The sequence below is a fragment of the Amaricoccus sp. genome (assembly GCF_017993425.1).
GTDB lineage: Bacteria > Pseudomonadota > Alphaproteobacteria > Rhodobacterales > Rhodobacteraceae > Amaricoccus.
The window spans coordinates 1-14,733 of the sequence record NZ_JAGOMQ010000066.1 but is presented as its reverse complement, the minus strand read 5'-3'; the positions used below and the strand labels follow the sequence as shown (position 1 = coordinate 14,733).

The window sequence follows — 14,733 nt, the reverse complement described above, 5'->3', positions numbered from 1 at the left end:
CGCTCGCCCCGACCGTCCGGCGATCCGGATCCCCCCTCCCCGACGCCCTCGCCCACGCCGCCCGCGCGCACCCGCGCCCCGCCCTCCCGCCCGCCGGCGCCGGGGAGCCCGCCCCATGCTGATCCGCGCCACCCTCCTCGCCCTCGCCCTCGCCGGCCCGGCGGCGGCCGAGAGCCTGACCCTGAGCTTCGTCCCCCACCCGGCCCATGGCGGCGTCGTCGCCGGCGAGATGGTCCCCGTCACCCTGCGCGCCGTCTACGACCGCAAGATCGCGCTCGAGGACCTGACCATCGCCCCCTCCGACAGCTTCGACTGGGTGCAGACCGCCCCCGACCACTGGAAGGAGGAGCTGATCGACGGCAAGAGCTGGATCGTCATGGAGCGCGAGCTCGCCATCGTGCCCAAACGCCCCGGCCTCCTCCACTTCGGCCCCGCCACCCACGAGCTCACCATCATCGACGAGACCAGCCGCCGACAGGAGCGCGTGGTCACCGCGCCCCCCCTCACCCTCTCCGTCGGGGCCTTCCCTGGCGCCGTCGCCGGCGACGCCGTCGCGGTCGGCGCCGGCCCGGCCCAGGACGGCCACGGCTGGCGCTGGGTCGCCGAGAAGGCGACGCTGACGCAGGAGCTCTCCACCGACCCCTCGCGCCTCCAGGACGGCGAGACGGTGATCCGCCGCGTCACGCTGCGCGCCCTCGGCGCCCTGCCCGAGGCGCTGCCGCCGCGCCCCGTCGTCTCCGAGCCCTGGCTCATCACCTTCGCCGCCCCGGTGGAGCGCCGCCTCGTCCTCACCACCGACGGCCCGGTCGCCGAGGCGGTCTGGACCTGGCAGTTCCGCCCCGAGACCGGCGAGCCGGGGGTGATCCCGCCGGTGACCATCCCCTACTTCAACGCCGCCACGCGCCGGATGGACGCGCTCGAGATCCCGCCCCTGCCGATCGGCTACGCGAGCTTCTACTCGAACCAGGTGCAGACCGGCCGCTTCGACGCCGCCGCCCGCCTCGCCGGCGCGGCCTCCCTCCTCGCCGGACTGGGGGCCGGCGCGGCGATCACCCTCGCCCGCGGAACCCCCGACGCCACCCGCGACGGCCTGCGCCGCCTCCTCCGCCGCTGGTCGCCGCTCCTGCGCCTCAGGATGCGCCGCGCCGCCCGCGACGGCGACCTCCTGACGCTCCGCCGCCTCCTCGCCGCGACGCGCCCCGACGCGACCGAGGCGGCGGCGCTCCTCGACCGCGCCATCTACCGCCCCGGCGCCGCCTTCGACCCCGCCGCCTTCCGCCGCGCCCTGCGCTGAGGCGCCCGGCCGCGAGGGTTCTCCCGAGCGGAAACGTCCATCCCGCGACGGCGCCCGCCGGGAGACATGCGCATGTCTCCCGGCTCGACGCGGAGCGGCAAGTGCGGGGACGGCGGAACCTCGAAGTGAGTCGCACGGCGCCGCGAAATGCGGCGCTGACAACGATGCAATGATTTTCACCGTTCATATTCAAAATATTTCGAAATATATTTGCACGCAATTCGGAACATCGTACTGATGCGTTCCCACAACCCTGCTTTTCGCGGCCTGCACACGCCTCGTCTGACGCCAACCGGCCCTCCGGTCCTGGAACGGAAAGCCACCCCGGAAGCGACGCGCCGCCCCTTCCTCGCTCCGGCCCGCCCGGACGCGACAGCGCCGCGCCCACTCCGCCTTCGACCCGACCCGATTGCCGGCTCCAAGCCGGGGCGCCCAGCCCCCGCCGGCGCGGCTGCATCGCGCCCACGGCTGGCCCAAATCCCCGCGCAACAAATTACCAACTTTCTATTCAACATCAACCGCTTGACCCCTGCCGCACTGAGCGACATCTTCTCGCCGCCGCTCTCCCGGAAATCCACCGACCCCGCCCGCACGGCCCCGCAGCGGGGCCCGGCATTGACCCGCCCGGCGCCCGAGCGTATGGCCGCGGCCGGAACGAGACGCCGTCGGAGGGCATGCGCCGTGCGGGACGAGAAGGCCACGAGCGCGGGCTGGAGCCCGAGAACCCGGCTGGTCCATGCCGGCACCCGGCGCAGCAGCTTCGCCGAGACCTCCGAGGCGATCTACCTCACCCAGAGCTTCGTCTACCCCTCCGCCGAGGCGGCCGAGGCGCGGTTCATCAAGGCCGGCGAGGACGAGTTCATCTACGCCCGCTACGGCAACCCGACCGTGCGGATGTTCGAGGAGCGCATGGCCGCCCTCGAAGGCGCCGAGGACGCCTTCGCCACCGCGAGCGGCATGGCGGCCGTCCACGGCGCCCTCTTCGCGGCGCTGAAGGCGGGCGACCACATCGTCTCGGCCAAGGCGCTCTTCGGCTCCTGCCTCTACATCGTCGAGACCCTGCTGCCGCGCTTCGGCGTCGAGGTGAGCTTCGTCGACGGCGCCGACCTCGCCGCCTGGCAGGCGGCGATCCGCCCGGAGACGAAGCTGGTCTTCCTCGAGTCGATCTCCAACCCGACGCTGGAGGTGATCGACATCGCCGGCGTCGCCGCCCTCGCCCACGCGCAAGGGGCGCTCGTCGTCGTCGACAACGTCTTCGCCACGCCGGTCTTCCAGCGCAGCCTCGATCTCGGCGCCGACGTGGTGATCTACTCCGCCACCAAGCACATCGACGGCCAGGGCCGCTGCCTCGGCGGCGTGGTCCTCGGGACCCGCGACTTCGTCCGCGGCGTGCTGGAGCCCTTCCTCAAGCACACCGGCGGCGCGCTGAGCCCCTTCAACGCCTGGGTGCTGCTCAAGGGGCTGGAGACCCTCGACCTGCGGGTGCGGGCGCAGGCCGCGGCCGCCGCCTCGATCGCCGCGGCGCTGCAGGGCCACCCGGCGCTCGCCCGGCTGATCTATCCCGGCCTCCCCGACCACCCGCAGCACGCGCTCTCCGCCCGGCAGATGGAGACTGGCGGCACGATGCTCTCCCTCGACCTCCGCGGCGGCAAGGCGGCGGCGTTCCGCTTCCTGAACGCGCTGGAGATCGTGCTGATCTCCAACAACCTCGGCGACGCGAAGTCGCTGGTCACCCATCCCGCGACCACGACCCACCAGCGCCTGACCCCCGACCAGCGCGCCGGGCTCGGCATCTCCGACGGGCTGGTGCGGCTCTCCGTCGGCCTCGAGGACGCCGCCGACCTGACCGCGGACCTGCGCCGCGCCCTTGACGCCGCCCTCTGAAACGCCTTTCTCCCGGTTCCGCCCCGACGGCGGTCCAAAGGAAGGCGAGCCCATGACGATCGAGACCCGCCCGCCCCTCGCAGCGGCGATCGACCCCCTTCCGCCCGCGGCGGCCGACGCGCCCCCGCCGCCTGTGGCGATCGGCGCCCCTCCCGCCGCCCCGGCGATCGACGCGCCCTCGCCGCCCGTCGCGGCGATCGGCACGCTTCCCCCCGCCGCGGCGATCGACGCCCTCCCGCCCGCGGCGGCCGTCGACACGCTTCCACGCCCGGCAAACGCGCCCCTGCCCACGGCGCAGCCGCTGTCGCGCGTCTACCCGGAGGGGTTCGCCGCCGACGCCGCCTATATCGCCACCCTGCCCGACCTGCAGAACGGCCCGGCCAGCGGCATCCGCGGGGCGCGGGCCGGGATCCAGCACGTCGGCATCGCCAACTTCCGCCTGCCGGTGCGCTTCCACGCCCGCGAGGGCGGCGAGCTGACGCTGGAGACGGCGGTGACCGGATCGGTGTCGCTGGAGGCCGACCGGCGCGGCATCAACATGAGCCGGATCATCCGGTCGTTCTACAAGCACGCCGAGACCTCGTTCTCCTTCGAGGTGATCGGCGCGGTGCTCGACAGCTACGCGGCCGACCTCGGCGCCTTCGACGCCCGCATCCAGATGCGCCTGCGCTACCCGATGCTGCGCCGCGCGCTCCGCAGCGGGCTGGAGGGCTGGCAGTACTACGAGGTCGCGCTGGAGATGATCCGCGAGCGCGGCCGCGCGCAGCGGATCGTGCATCTCGACTACGTCTACTCCTCGACCTGCCCCTGCTCGCTGGAGCTCGCCGAGCACGCCCGCGCCACCCGCGGCCAGCTCGCCACCCCGCACGCGCAGCGCTCGGTGGCGCGGGTCTCCGTCGAGCTCGCGGGCGCGGAGCGCCTGTGGTTCGAGGATCTCGTCGCCCTCTGCAACCGCGCGATCCCGACCGAGACGCAGGTGATGGTCAAGCGCGAGGACGAGCAGGCCTTCGCCGAGCTGAACGGCGCCAACCCGGTCTTCGTCGAGGACGCGGTGCGCCTGCTCTGCGCCGGGCTGGAGGCGGAACCGCGCATCGGCGACTTCCGGGTGATCGCCAGCCACCAGGAATCGCTGCACAGCCACGACGCGGTGTCGATCCTGACCCGCGGCGAGACCTTCCGCCAGGCGAGCTACGACCCCCGCCTCTTCGACACGCTGCGCCACGTCGGCTGACCGCGCTCCGCGCGAACGCCGACCGCGCCAACGCCCGACCGCGCCCGTGCGCGCGAACGCCCGCGACCCCGGCTTGCGCCCGGCGCCGGAGGGCGGCAATCTCCGGGCATACGGAGAGGCACGCGCTTGGGCAGGAAGCCGGACTGGGCCATCGACCGGGACCGGGCGCGTCGCAGCGCGCCCGCCGAGACGGTGTGGCTCTTCGGGCTCCACGCCGTCCGCGACGCCCTCGCCAACCCCGCCCGCGAGCGCCGGCGCCTGATCGTCACCCGCAACGCCGCCGAGCGGCTCGCAGAGGCGATCGAGGCCGCCGGGATCGCCCCGGAGATCGCCGACCCGCGCCGCTTCCCCGCGCCCCTCGATCCGCAATCCGTCCATCAGGGCGCGGCGCTCGAGGCGGCGCCCCTCGACTGGGGCTCGGTCTCCGAGCGCTGCGCGCCCCGCGGCGACACGCCGGTCGTCGTGCTCCTCGACCGGGTGACCGACCCCCACAACGTCGGCGCGGTCCTGCGCTCGGCCGAGGTCTTCGGCGCCCGCGCGGTCATCGCCCCGGCCCGCCACTCCGCGCCCGAGACCGGCGCCCTCGCCAAGGCCGCCTCCGGCGCGCTGGAGCGCCAGCCCTACCTGCGTCCCCCGAACCTCGCCGCCGCCATCGGCGCGCTGCGCGAGATGGGCTACTTTGTCGTCGGCCTCGACGGCGCCGCCGAGACGGCGCTGGAGCCGGCCATCGACGCCGGCCGCGGGCGCCCCCTCGCCCTCGCCCTCGGCGCCGAGGGGGCGGGCCTGCGCGAGCTCACCGGCAAGCTCTGCGACCGCCTCGCCCGCATCCCCGCTTCCGGCGGCTTCGGCTCGCTCAACGTCTCGAACGCCGCCGCCGTCGCCCTCTACGCGGCGGCCCGCGCCCGGCCCCAGGAGAGCCCCAGATGAGATCACGTTTTCCGGCGGAACCTTTTCCGGGGAGGCCGCGTTACCCACTTGTGAGACGAAGCAGACGGATTGGAACTGCCCTGCTTCATCTCACTGTCCCTCGTTCCGACTGTGCGCCCGGTATATGCCGGGCGCTTTTTTCGACGCGGAGCGCATGATGGCCGCCGGCCCCGACGACGCCGCGCTCCGCGCCATCTTCGCCCGCACCCGCACCATCGCCGTGGTGGGCGTCTCCAAGAACGAGATCCGCCCCTCCTTCTACGTCGCGCGCTACCTGCGGCTGAAGGGCTTCCGCGTCATCCCGGTCAACCCCGCCTATTCCGGCGAGACCCTGCTCGGCGAGACGGTCCATCCGGACCTCGCGAGCCTCCCCGAGGCCCTCGGGCCGATCGACATGGTCGACATCTTCCGCCGCTCCAACGAGGCCGGTAGGGTCGTCGACGAGGCGCTCGCCCACCTCCTCGACCGCGGCCTCAGCACCATCTGGATGCAGATCGGCGTCGTCGACGAGGCCGCCGCCGCCCGCGCCCGCGCCGCCGGGCTGACGGTAGTGATGGATCGCTGCCCGAAGATCGAGTACCAGCGCCTCCACGGCGAGCTGCGCATGGGCGGCTTCGCCACGGGAATGATCTCCTCGCGGCTCTGACCCCCGCCCTCGGAGGGCCTCAGGCCAGCGCCCGCGCCCGGGTCTCCACGTCGATCATCGCCGTCGCGGCCGCGCCGGCCACGAGCAGGACGGCGAAGAAGCCGATCGTCCCCGCGAAGCTCTGCACGAACAGCAGCCCCAGCGCCGAGGGCGCGAGCAGCGCCCCGAGCCGCGCCATCGCCCCGGCCGCCCCCATCCCCGTGGCGCGCTTGCCGGTCGGGTAGAGCTCCGGCGTATAGGCGTAGAGCCCGCCCCAGGTCCCGAGCAGCGCGAAGCTCATCAGGAGCAGCGCCACCGCGACCATGCCGGAGCTGCCGGCGAAGGTGAACATCAGGCACCCCGCCGCGCTCAGCAGCAGGAACCCGATCAGCGTCGGCTTGCGCCCCCACCGCTCCACCCCATAGGCGGCGAGCGCGTAGCCGGGCAGCTGCGCCAGCGCCACCAGCACCAGGAAGCCGAAGCCGCGCACGAAGCCGAACCCGTCGGCGGCGAGCTTCGCCGGGACCCAGACGAACACCCCGTAATAGGCGAGCGACACGAGGAACCACACCGCGAGGATCATCAGGCTCCGCCGCCGCAGCTCCGGCGTGAACAGGCTGCCCCCCGGCGCCGTCGCGGCATGGGTCAGCTCGACCCCGGCCCCGAGCGCCGGCTTGCCGTTGGCGACCAGCAGCCGGTCCACCACCGCCCGCGCCTCGTCCGCCCGGCCGGCGTTCAGCAGGTAGAGCGGGCTCTCCGGCAGCCGCATCCGCAGGAAGAACCCGACGAAGGCCGGCGCGGCGGTGGCGGCGAAGATCCAGCGCCAGGGCTCCGCGGCCCCCGCCGTCGCCGCCCACCACGCCACCAGCGCGACGGCGACCGTGCCGACCGCCCAGAAGCCTTCGAGCACCACCAGCCAGCGCCCGCGGTTCCGCGCCGGCAGGAACTCCGCCATCATCGCATAGTCCACCGGCAGCGTGCCGCCGACCGCGATCCCGGTCAGGAACCGCGCCGCGAGAAGCAGCGGAAAGCTCGGTGCGAACACCGACAGCAGGCCGAAGACCGCGTCCCCCGCCACCGTCCAGATCAGCACGTTGCGCCGCCCGTAGCGGTCGGCGAGCCGCCCGAACAGCGTCGCCCCGATCAGCATCCCGAAGAACAGCATCGTGCCGGTCTGCAACGCCTGCGGCACGGTCAGCCCGAAGCTCCGGGCGATCGAGCCGGCGGTGAAGCCGACCGCGAGCACCTGCATCGCGTCCGCCGCCCACACGAGCCCGAAGATCCCGAGGAGCCGCCGCTGGAACGCCCCCGTGCCCGCCGTCTCCAGCGCCTCGTCGAAGGACATCCGCATCGCCAGCCCCCGGGATACTGCGTCGCCGAACGGAGTTAGCGACCGCAGCGCCGCCTGTCCAGCGAGATGCGGGGACTCAAAAGAAATGCGGACGTTTTGAAGACATTGACCGACGGCGGGATTTGAACCCGCATCCCGCCTGGAGGCGCATCTTACGTTAGAAGACGTCAATCAATGATTGCCGAACCTTCGCTAAAGTGGACGGCAACGTCAAGATGCCTGTATAATATCGATCCGGCGCTGTTCGCGCGGGCTCCCGCTGGAGCCCTCGCGAGCGAGTTCGGTCGGATGGCTCCACCTTTTATTCTCTGCCCTCCAACTTTTCGCCCATTTTGAGTTGGGATCCTTCCAGCGGACGACACGATCCCGGGCCTGCTTTTCGAGTGGGAACCGTTCGAACACGGCTATCAACTCGCTCAGGCGCCTGTGGTCGTCCGATCGAGCGCAAAGCCCCGCACAGAGGTCAGCTATTCGCAACGGAAGCACAGACTTTCTTGCCGCGCGAGCTCTACTTGTATCCGCGATAACCTTCGCGAACAGCACTGATATTGCTTCAGAAGTGCGCTCCCTAACTCCCATCCCGAGCACGATTGATTTATCCACGAAATGGATGGCGATTGATTCAGAGATAACATCTGTTTGAATTACATCATCTTTATATTTTCTATTTTCCGCAGACAAGAATCTTTTAGTGGCACCAGATACAACCATCCGTCTTTCGTCCTGCGCGATTTCTCTATGCTTCTTGGCAGATGCGCTTAAATATCGTGGAGCGCTTGTCACCCCGCGCGCCGAAGACCCCGAGTTCCGGGAAAGAACACCTTCCCTCCAAAGCACCGCGGCGCCAACCGCTGTGAGCGAAGCAAGGGTTCCGAGCGCCACACCGCGACGTCGCAGGTCGGGCCGGACGCCCCCGCCCTGCACGAACTCGTCCAAAAGGAGAAGCGCGCAGAGAAGCACGGCCGCGATAGAGACGTATGCAGAGAAATCTCCCATCCACGGCGTCGTTATCTCATATCCTACGGCCATGGCGTCCGTTGTCGCGATGGCAACGTAGGCATTGCACACAAGAGATACGATAAATGCTATCGCCACGGCTCCCATCGTGGCCGACGCGCGTTGATGGTCTGCGGTCGTCCAACCCACCGCACGAAGCGCATCAGCATGGGAACAGTCGCGAGGGTTCAGTATCTCGTGACGCTCAATCGGCCCGATTGGCGCAAGCCAGGCAGACGCGTCGCCGAGGTACGCACCTCCTCGGCCTACGCTGGCAGATGCCCCGACAAATCCCCCAATCAAGATACGAAGTCTTCGCCGCTCACCCCTTAGGCGCACCAGCCACACCACCGCAAATCCGGAAAAAAGAACAGTAGCAATTCCGACCTTGGACGGCACGCTAGTGCCCAGAAGAGATACAGAAATCTCTTTACTCTTTATTTGCTTAATTTCCTCATTAAGCTCCTCAAGCCTCTTGTTTAGCGCTGTTTGTCGGCTTTGATCACTTTTAGAGATTGCTTTATCAAATTCGCTCTGGATCAGGGCGACGCGAGCGGCTTTCTGCTCAAATATTTGATATTGCAGAAAGAATCCAAATATCGCGAATAGAACGGCAACGAACCCAGCGAATACAATGGAATTTCCAGCCAAGGAGGACGCGTAAGTCTGATATGTTGCACGGTAATCCTTTAGACTTTCAATCGGACCATCGAGCGGCGGCTCAAGATCCTCAGTCTTCGGCATTCCCGGCACCTAGGCAAGAAAGGAGAACCAATGCCGACCATTGTGCCACCTTCGGATTAGCATTGCTGTCGGAATACGACACGCGCGGCGCCTAGAATCGACGCCTCCGCGATCAGTCCAGCCGGCGCGCCTCGTCGACGAGCAGCACCGGGATCCCGTCATGCACCGGAAAGGCGAGCTTCGCCCGCTTCGAGACCAGCTCGCCCCGCTCGGCGTCGTAGACGAGCGGGCCGCGCGTCACCGGGCAGACCAGCAGCTCAAGCAACCGGCGGTCGATCTCGACCCGCGGCTCCCCGGTCTCCTCGCTCATGAGCTAGACTCCGAAATATCCCGTGAAATCAACCAAATACCCACTTCACACGCGTGATAGGCACCCGCCCGGCTCATTGCAGCGCCCCATCGTCGCCGCCGGAGCGCAGGGCGAACTCCATCAGCGTCACCAAGGTCCGCCGCCGCTCCTCGAGCGTCGGCGCCTCGAGCAGCGCCTGCTTCTCCTCCGGATCGAACGGGCAGAGGATGGAGAGCGAGTTGACCAGCAGCTCGGCGTCCGCCCCCTTGAGGCTGTCCCAGTCCGACGAGAGCTGCGCCGCGTCGAAGAACCGCGCCAGCACGTCGAGGAACGCGGCGCGGTCGAACGGCTCGCAGGTCTCGCTCCGCCCGAGGTCGCGCTCGAAGCCCGACCAGTCGACCTCCGCCCGCCGGTAGGGCGCGAAGCCCTCCACCTCGCCGGCGAGGCGGAAGCGGCTCACCCCGGAGAGCGTGATGAGATAGCGCCCGTCCTCGGTCTCCTGCAGCGCCGTCACCCGCCCCGCGCAGCCGATGCGATGCAGCCGCTCGCCGCCCTTCGCCTCGCCCTTCCCTTCGCCTTTTCCTTCGGGCGTCCCCACCGGCTGGATCATCCCGATCAGCCGGTGCGGGGTCTTGAGCGCGTCCTCGAGCATCGCGAGGTAGCGCGGCTCGAAGATGTTGAGCGGCAGCCGCGCCCGCGGCAGCAGCAGCGCGCCGGGGAGCGGGAAGATCGGAACGCTCTCCGGCAGGTCGGCGAGGCTGAACGTGCGGGCCATGGCCCCCTCGGGATCGCGCGTGATCAGGCGAAGATCATCGAGGACAGCCGCCGCCGCCCCCGCGCCGCCGCCTCGGACTTCGGCCCGAGGCTGTCGAAGACCTTGAAGAGCTGCGCCTTGGCGGCGCCGTCGTTCCACTCGCGGTCGCGGCGGAAGAGCTCCAGCAGCCCCTCGATCGCCGCCTCGGCGTCGCCGCGCGCCAGCTCCGCCGCGGCGAGGTCGAACCGGGCCTGGTGGTCGTCCGGGTCCTTCGCGACCCTGGCCGCCAGCTCGCCCGCCTCGCCGGCGTCGCCCGCCGCCTCGGCAAGCTCGATCTGCGCCCGCGCCGCCGCGATCAGCGCGTCGTTCTCCTTGCCCTTCCGCGTCAGCTCCAGCACGCCGCGCGCCTTCTCGAAATCGCCCATGGCGAGGTGGGTGCGGGCGAGCCCGGCCACGGCGCGCAGGCTCGTCTCGTCCTCGGCGAGGATCGCCGCGTAGGTCTGCGCCGCGTCGGCCACCGCGCCCTCGGCCAGCATCTCGTCCGCCGCGTCGAGCGCCTCCTCGACGCCCGCGGCCGGCCCCGCCGCCGCGATCAGCCGGTCGACGAAGGCCTTGATCTGGGAGGCCGACTGCGCCCCCATGAAGCCGTCGACGGGCTGCCCACCGAGAAAGGCGAAGACCGCCGGGATCGACTGCACGCGCAGCTGCCCGGCGATCGCCGGGTTCCTGTCGACGTCGACCTTGACGAGCCGGACCTTGCCCTTCGCGTCGGTCACCGCCTTCTCCAGCGCCGGCCCGAGCTGCTTGCAGGGCCCGCACCAGGGCGCCCAGAAGTCGACGATGACCGGGACCTCCATCGAGGCCTGAACCACGTCCGCCATGAAGCTCTGGTCGGTGCCGTCCTTGATCAGCCCCGGATCCTTCGTCGCCGCCGCATTCAGTTCCATGGCGTCCCCGCCTCCGTCCCGTTCGCGGCCTAGGTGGTGCAGCGCCCTCCGCCCGTCAAGCGCATTCCCGCCCGATCCAACTCCGGCCGGGCGAGCCTCCACGCCCCACGACAGCGGCGGCGGCGAAGGAGCCTGCGGCGCCGTCCCGCCTCGCGACGGCGCCCGCAGGTCGACATGCACATGTCAACCCGCTCGACGCGGAGCCGTTCGGACGGGGACGGCGGCGCACACTGCACGACACCTGTCTGCCCTGCTGGATCCACGGGGCGCGCGCGAGCACGGAGCGACCGAAGCGGGCTTGCCCGCGAGGCCCGGCGCGACAGGCGAAAGCATGGCTTTCGCCGCGCCGACGGCTGGAGCGCGTTGGCGCGGAAGCCGTGAGGGGCGCAGATTTCTCCGGAAGCGCGCCATCCGTCCGTGATCGCCCCGGCGAGCGCGGCAACGCGCTCGCCCCCCGCAGGGGCGATCGCGGACGGATTTGCCACGGGTCAAATCCGTCTGGCGTCGACGTCGCGGCCAGCCTCGGGCCGGGCTTCCTCTCCACTGTCGTGCAGTGTGGACGGCGGCGGCGTTCACACATCCGCCTCAAGTAAAATCAATGACTTGCCGAATATTCACGCGTGAACACCCCGCACGCGGCCCGGAAATCCCGGGTGTGCGCGCGCCCCCACCGCTCCCCGGCCGGATCAGGCCGGCCCCCGCCAGCGCCCCCTCCTTGCCCGGCGGCGGTCGCCGCAGCAACATGGGGGCGCGGGAACAGGAGCTTCGCCCCATGAAGATCGTCATCCTCGGCAGCGGCGTGATCGGCGTGACCAGCGCCTGGTATCTCGCGGGGGCCGGGCACGAGGTCGTCGTCCTCGACCGCCAGGGCGGCCCGGCGCTGGAGACGAGCTTCGCCAACGCCGGGGAGGTCTCGCCCGGCTACGCCTCGCCCTGGGCCGCGCCCGGCATCCCGGTCAAGGCGATCCGCTGGCTCTTCATGAAGCACAGCCCGCTCTTCCTGCGCCCGAGCCTCGACCCCGCCTTCTGGCGCTTCGGCATCGCCATGCTCCGGAACTGCAACGCGGCGTCCTACGAGGTGAACAAGAGCCGCATGGTCCCGGTCGCCGAATACAGCCGCGACATGCTGAGGGCGCTCCGCGCCGAGACCGGCATCTCCTACGACGAGCGGATGCAGGGCACCCTCCAGCTTTTCCGCACGGAGAAGCTGCTCGCCGGCTCCGCCAAGGACGTCCACGTCCTCGCCGACCTCGGCGTCCCCCACGAGGTCCTCGACGTCGAGGGCTGCATCCGCGTCGAGCCGGCGCTGGCCCGCGTCCGCGAGAAGTTCGTCGGCGGCCTGCGGCTCCCCGGCGACGAGACCGGCGACTGCTTCAAGTTCACCGGCGCCCTCCGCGCCCTCGCCGCCGCCCGCGGCGTCGACTTCCGCTACGGCGTCGCCGTCGCCGGCCTCCGCGCCGAGGGCGACCGGGTGGCGGCCGTCGAGACCGCCGCCGGCCCGGTGACCGGCGACGCCTTCGTCGTCGCCCTCGGCAGCTACTCGCCCCTGCTCCTCAGGCCGCACGGGATCGACCTGCCGGTCTACCCGGTCAAGGGCTACTCGCTGACCGTGCCGATCGCCGACCCGACCGGCGCCCCGGAATCGACCGTGATGGACGAATACCACAAGGTCGCCATCACCCGCCTCGGCGACCGCATCCGCGTCGGCGGCATGGCCGAGCTCGACGGCTACTCGCCCGCCCTCCACCCCAGCCGCCGCGCCACCCTCGAGCACGTCGTCACCGACTTCTACGCCGGCGGCGGCGACGCGACCAAGGGCTCGTTCTGGGCCGGCCACCGCCCGATGACGCCCGACGGCCCGCCGGTGATCGGGCGGGCGCGGTATGCGAACCTCTGGCTCAACACCGGCCACGGCACCCTCGGCTGGACCATGGCCTGCGGCTCCGGCGCCGTCCTCGCCGACCTCGTCTCGGGCCGCGCCCCGGCGATCGACGCCCGCCCGCTCGGGCTCGACCGCTACGCCCCCTCCCCCGCCTGAGCCCCGGGGCGCGCCGCGGCGCTGGCTCCCCCGCCCGCGAGCCCTTATGCGTCGGCGAGCGGCGCCCCGTCGCCGCCCGATGCAGGAGGAGGGTCGCGTGAGCGCGCACCACGTCGTCATCGTCGGCGCCGGCTTCGCCGGGCTGAAGCTCGCCCACGACCTGCGCGGCGCGCCGGTGACGATCACCGTCATCGACCAGCGCAACCACCACCTGTTCCAGCCGCTGCTCTACCAGGTGGCGACGACGCTGCTCGCCGCCTCCGAGATCGCCTGGCCGATCCGCCGGCTGTTCCGCAACCGCCCCGAGGTCACCACGCTCCTCGGCCGCGTCGCCGGCGTCGACCTCGCCCGCCGCCGCGTCCTGCTGACCGACGCCGGCGAGGTCCCCTACGACACCCTGGTCCTCGCCACCGGCGCCCGCCACGCCTATTTCGGCCACGACGAATGGGAGCCCTCCGCCCCCGGCCTCAAGACGCTCGAGGACGCCACCACCATCCGCCGCCGCCTGCTCCTCGCCTTCGAGCAGGCCGAGCGCGAGCCCGACCCCGAGCGGCGGCGCGCCCTGATGACCTTCTGCGTCATCGGCGGCGGCCCGACCGGGGTGGAGCTGACCGGCATCATCGCCGAGCTCGCCCAGAAGACCCTGCCGAAGGAGTTCCGCCACATCGACACCCGCGAGAGCCGCGTGATCCTCGTCGAGGCCGGCCCCCGCGTCCTGCCGGTCTTCCCCGAGAAGCTCTCGGCCTACGCCACCGCCGCGCTCACCCGCCTCGGCGCCGAGGTCCGCTGCGGCGCGCCGGTGACCGCCTGCGACGACGCCGGCATCCGCATCGGCGACGAGCCCCTGCCCGCCCGCACGGTGATCTGGGCCGCCGGCGTGCAGGCCTCCGAGGCGGCGCGCTGGCTCGACGTCCCCGCCGACCGCGCGGGCCGCGTCCTCGTCGAGCCCGACCTCACCGCCCCCGGCCACAGGGACGTCTTCGTGATCGGCGACACCGCCCATGTCGTCGTCGACGGCAAGCCGGTCCCCGGCGTCGCCCCCGCCGCCAAGCAGCAGGGCGCCTACGTCGCCAGGGTGATCCGCGCCCGCCTCGCCGGCCGCCCCGCGCCCCCTCCCTTCGCCTACCGCCACCTCGGCAACCTCGCCACCGTCGGCCGCAGCGCCGCGGTGATCGACTTCGGCCGCGTCCAGCTGACCGGCTGGCCGGCGTGGTGGATCTGGGGCGTCGCCCACATCTACTTCCTGATCGGCGCCCGCAGCCGCCTGACCGTCGCCATCAGCTGGCTCTGGTCCTTCCTCAGCGGCGGCCACAGCGCCCGGCTGATCACCCAGCGCGAGACCCTGCGCCCCGAGGCGCAGTACATGCTCCACGAGCCGGCCCGCCCCGCTTCCCGACCAACCTGAGAGCCTGCGCTCCAACGGGGTCGAAGGACCCGCGTCGCCGCGACCCCTCGGGTCGTGGTCAGGGCTCCGAATCCAAGTCAGAGGGGGTGTGATGCGAGGATGGCGTCGAGATAGGTGGTGGCCACACTACACGACACAGTGCTGGCTGAGGGCGGCTGGTTGGATTCTACTGGACGACTCCCTTGCAAGGATCGTCCCATGTCTCACCGAGCCGTCGCCGCCCTCTCCCGGACGCTACGGGGCCATGT

At 71.2% G+C, this 14,733-nt stretch carries 12 protein-coding genes; 7 read left to right on the top strand and 5 right to left on the bottom strand.

What is annotated here, in order from left to right; genetic code table 11:
• Positions 1–115 precede the first annotated feature (115 nt).
• From KBB57_RS19130 to KBB57_RS19110, 5 genes are all read left to right on the top strand, one after another.
• Positions 116–1,294 (top strand): hypothetical protein, encoded by a 1,179-nt coding sequence (locus KBB57_RS19130; protein ID WP_290753748.1) that lies wholly within the window; start codon positions 116–118, stop codon positions 1,292–1,294.
• 681 nt (positions 1,295–1,975) lie between these two features.
• Entirely contained in the window at positions 1,976–3,178 is a 1,203-nt protein-coding gene (gene metZ / locus KBB57_RS19125) for an O-succinylhomoserine sulfhydrylase (RefSeq protein ID WP_290753745.1), read from the top strand.
• A gap of 52 nt (positions 3,179–3,230) precedes the next feature.
• Positions 3,231–4,409, top strand: a complete 1,179-nt coding sequence (folE2, locus tag KBB57_RS19120; protein ID WP_290753743.1) for a GTP cyclohydrolase FolE2 — start codon at positions 3,231–3,233, stop codon at positions 4,407–4,409.
• 126 nt (positions 4,410–4,535) lie between these two features.
• Positions 4,536–5,336: an RNA methyltransferase gene (locus KBB57_RS19115; protein WP_290753741.1), complete on the top strand. Its 801-nt coding sequence runs from the start codon at positions 4,536–4,538 to the stop codon at positions 5,334–5,336.
• A gap of 157 nt (positions 5,337–5,493) precedes the next feature.
• The gene (locus KBB57_RS19110) at positions 5,494–5,982 is read left to right on the top strand and encodes a CoA-binding protein (protein ID WP_290753751.1); all 489 of its coding nucleotides are present in this window, start codon (positions 5,494–5,496) and stop codon (positions 5,980–5,982) included.
• 19 nt (positions 5,983–6,001) lie between these two features.
• On the opposite strand, the gene KBB57_RS19105 is transcribed toward KBB57_RS19110, so the two are convergent.
• The 5 genes from KBB57_RS19105 to KBB57_RS19085 form a co-directional block, all read right to left on the bottom strand.
• Positions 6,002–7,312 carry an MFS transporter gene (locus KBB57_RS19105; protein WP_290753738.1) on the bottom strand — a complete coding sequence of 437 codons (1,311 nt, stop codon included), beginning with the start codon at positions 7,310–7,312 and terminating at the stop codon, positions 6,002–6,004.
• Positions 7,313–7,522: 210 nt separating this feature from the next.
• A complete protein-coding gene (locus KBB57_RS19100; protein ID WP_290753735.1) occupies positions 7,523–9,052 on the bottom strand; it encodes a hypothetical protein in 1,530 nt (509 codons plus the stop codon).
• A gap of 112 nt (positions 9,053–9,164) precedes the next feature.
• Positions 9,165–9,362, bottom strand: coding sequence for a Trm112 family protein (locus KBB57_RS19095; RefSeq protein WP_290753732.1), 198 nt, complete (start codon positions 9,360–9,362; stop codon positions 9,165–9,167).
• 73 nt (positions 9,363–9,435) lie between these two features.
• Positions 9,436–10,116, bottom strand: coding sequence for an LON peptidase substrate-binding domain-containing protein (locus tag KBB57_RS19090; RefSeq protein ID WP_290753730.1), 681 nt, complete (start codon positions 10,114–10,116; stop codon positions 9,436–9,438).
• Positions 10,117–10,139: 23 nt separating this feature from the next.
• Entirely contained in the window at positions 10,140–11,042 is a 903-nt protein-coding gene (locus KBB57_RS19085; RefSeq protein WP_290753727.1) for a co-chaperone YbbN, read from the bottom strand.
• Positions 11,043–11,814: 772 nt separating this feature from the next.
• Here KBB57_RS19085 and KBB57_RS19080 point away from each other — a divergent pair.
• Together KBB57_RS19080 and KBB57_RS19075 are read left to right on the top strand one after the other, a co-directional pair.
• Positions 11,815–13,080, top strand: a complete 1,266-nt coding sequence (locus tag KBB57_RS19080) for a D-amino acid dehydrogenase (RefSeq protein WP_290753723.1) — start codon at positions 11,815–11,817, stop codon at positions 13,078–13,080.
• 97 nt (positions 13,081–13,177) lie between these two features.
• Complete coding sequence (locus KBB57_RS19075) at positions 13,178–14,485, top strand: NAD(P)/FAD-dependent oxidoreductase (protein ID WP_290753721.1); 1,308 nt, start codon at positions 13,178–13,180, stop codon at positions 14,483–14,485.
• The last annotated feature ends 248 nt before the right edge of the window (positions 14,486–14,733 follow it).

Bases quoted from the DNA above. Each gene is read 5' to 3' on its own strand.
- KBB57_RS19105 (WP_290753738.1), bottom strand. From the start codon at position 7,312: ATGCGGATGTCCTTCGACGAGGCGCTGGAGACGGCGGGCACGGGGGCG.
- KBB57_RS19130 (WP_290753748.1), top strand. From the start codon at position 116: ATGCTGATCCGCGCCACCCTCCTCGCCCTCGCCCTCGCCGGCCCGGCG.
- folE2 (WP_290753743.1), top strand. From the start codon at position 3,231: ATGACGATCGAGACCCGCCCGCCCCTCGCAGCGGCGATCGACCCCCTT.
- KBB57_RS19090 (WP_290753730.1), bottom strand. From the start codon at position 10,116: ATGGCCCGCACGTTCAGCCTCGCCGACCTGCCGGAGAGCGTTCCGATC.
- KBB57_RS19110 (WP_290753751.1), top strand. From the start codon at position 5,494: ATGGCCGCCGGCCCCGACGACGCCGCGCTCCGCGCCATCTTCGCCCGC.
- KBB57_RS19080 (WP_290753723.1), top strand. From the start codon at position 11,815: ATGAAGATCGTCATCCTCGGCAGCGGCGTGATCGGCGTGACCAGCGCC.
- KBB57_RS19095 (WP_290753732.1), bottom strand. From the start codon at position 9,362: ATGAGCGAGGAGACCGGGGAGCCGCGGGTCGAGATCGACCGCCGGTTG.
- KBB57_RS19085 (WP_290753727.1), bottom strand. From the start codon at position 11,042: ATGGAACTGAATGCGGCGGCGACGAAGGATCCGGGGCTGATCAAGGAC.
- KBB57_RS19100 (WP_290753735.1), bottom strand. From the start codon at position 9,052: ATGCCGAAGACTGAGGATCTTGAGCCGCCGCTCGATGGTCCGATTGAA.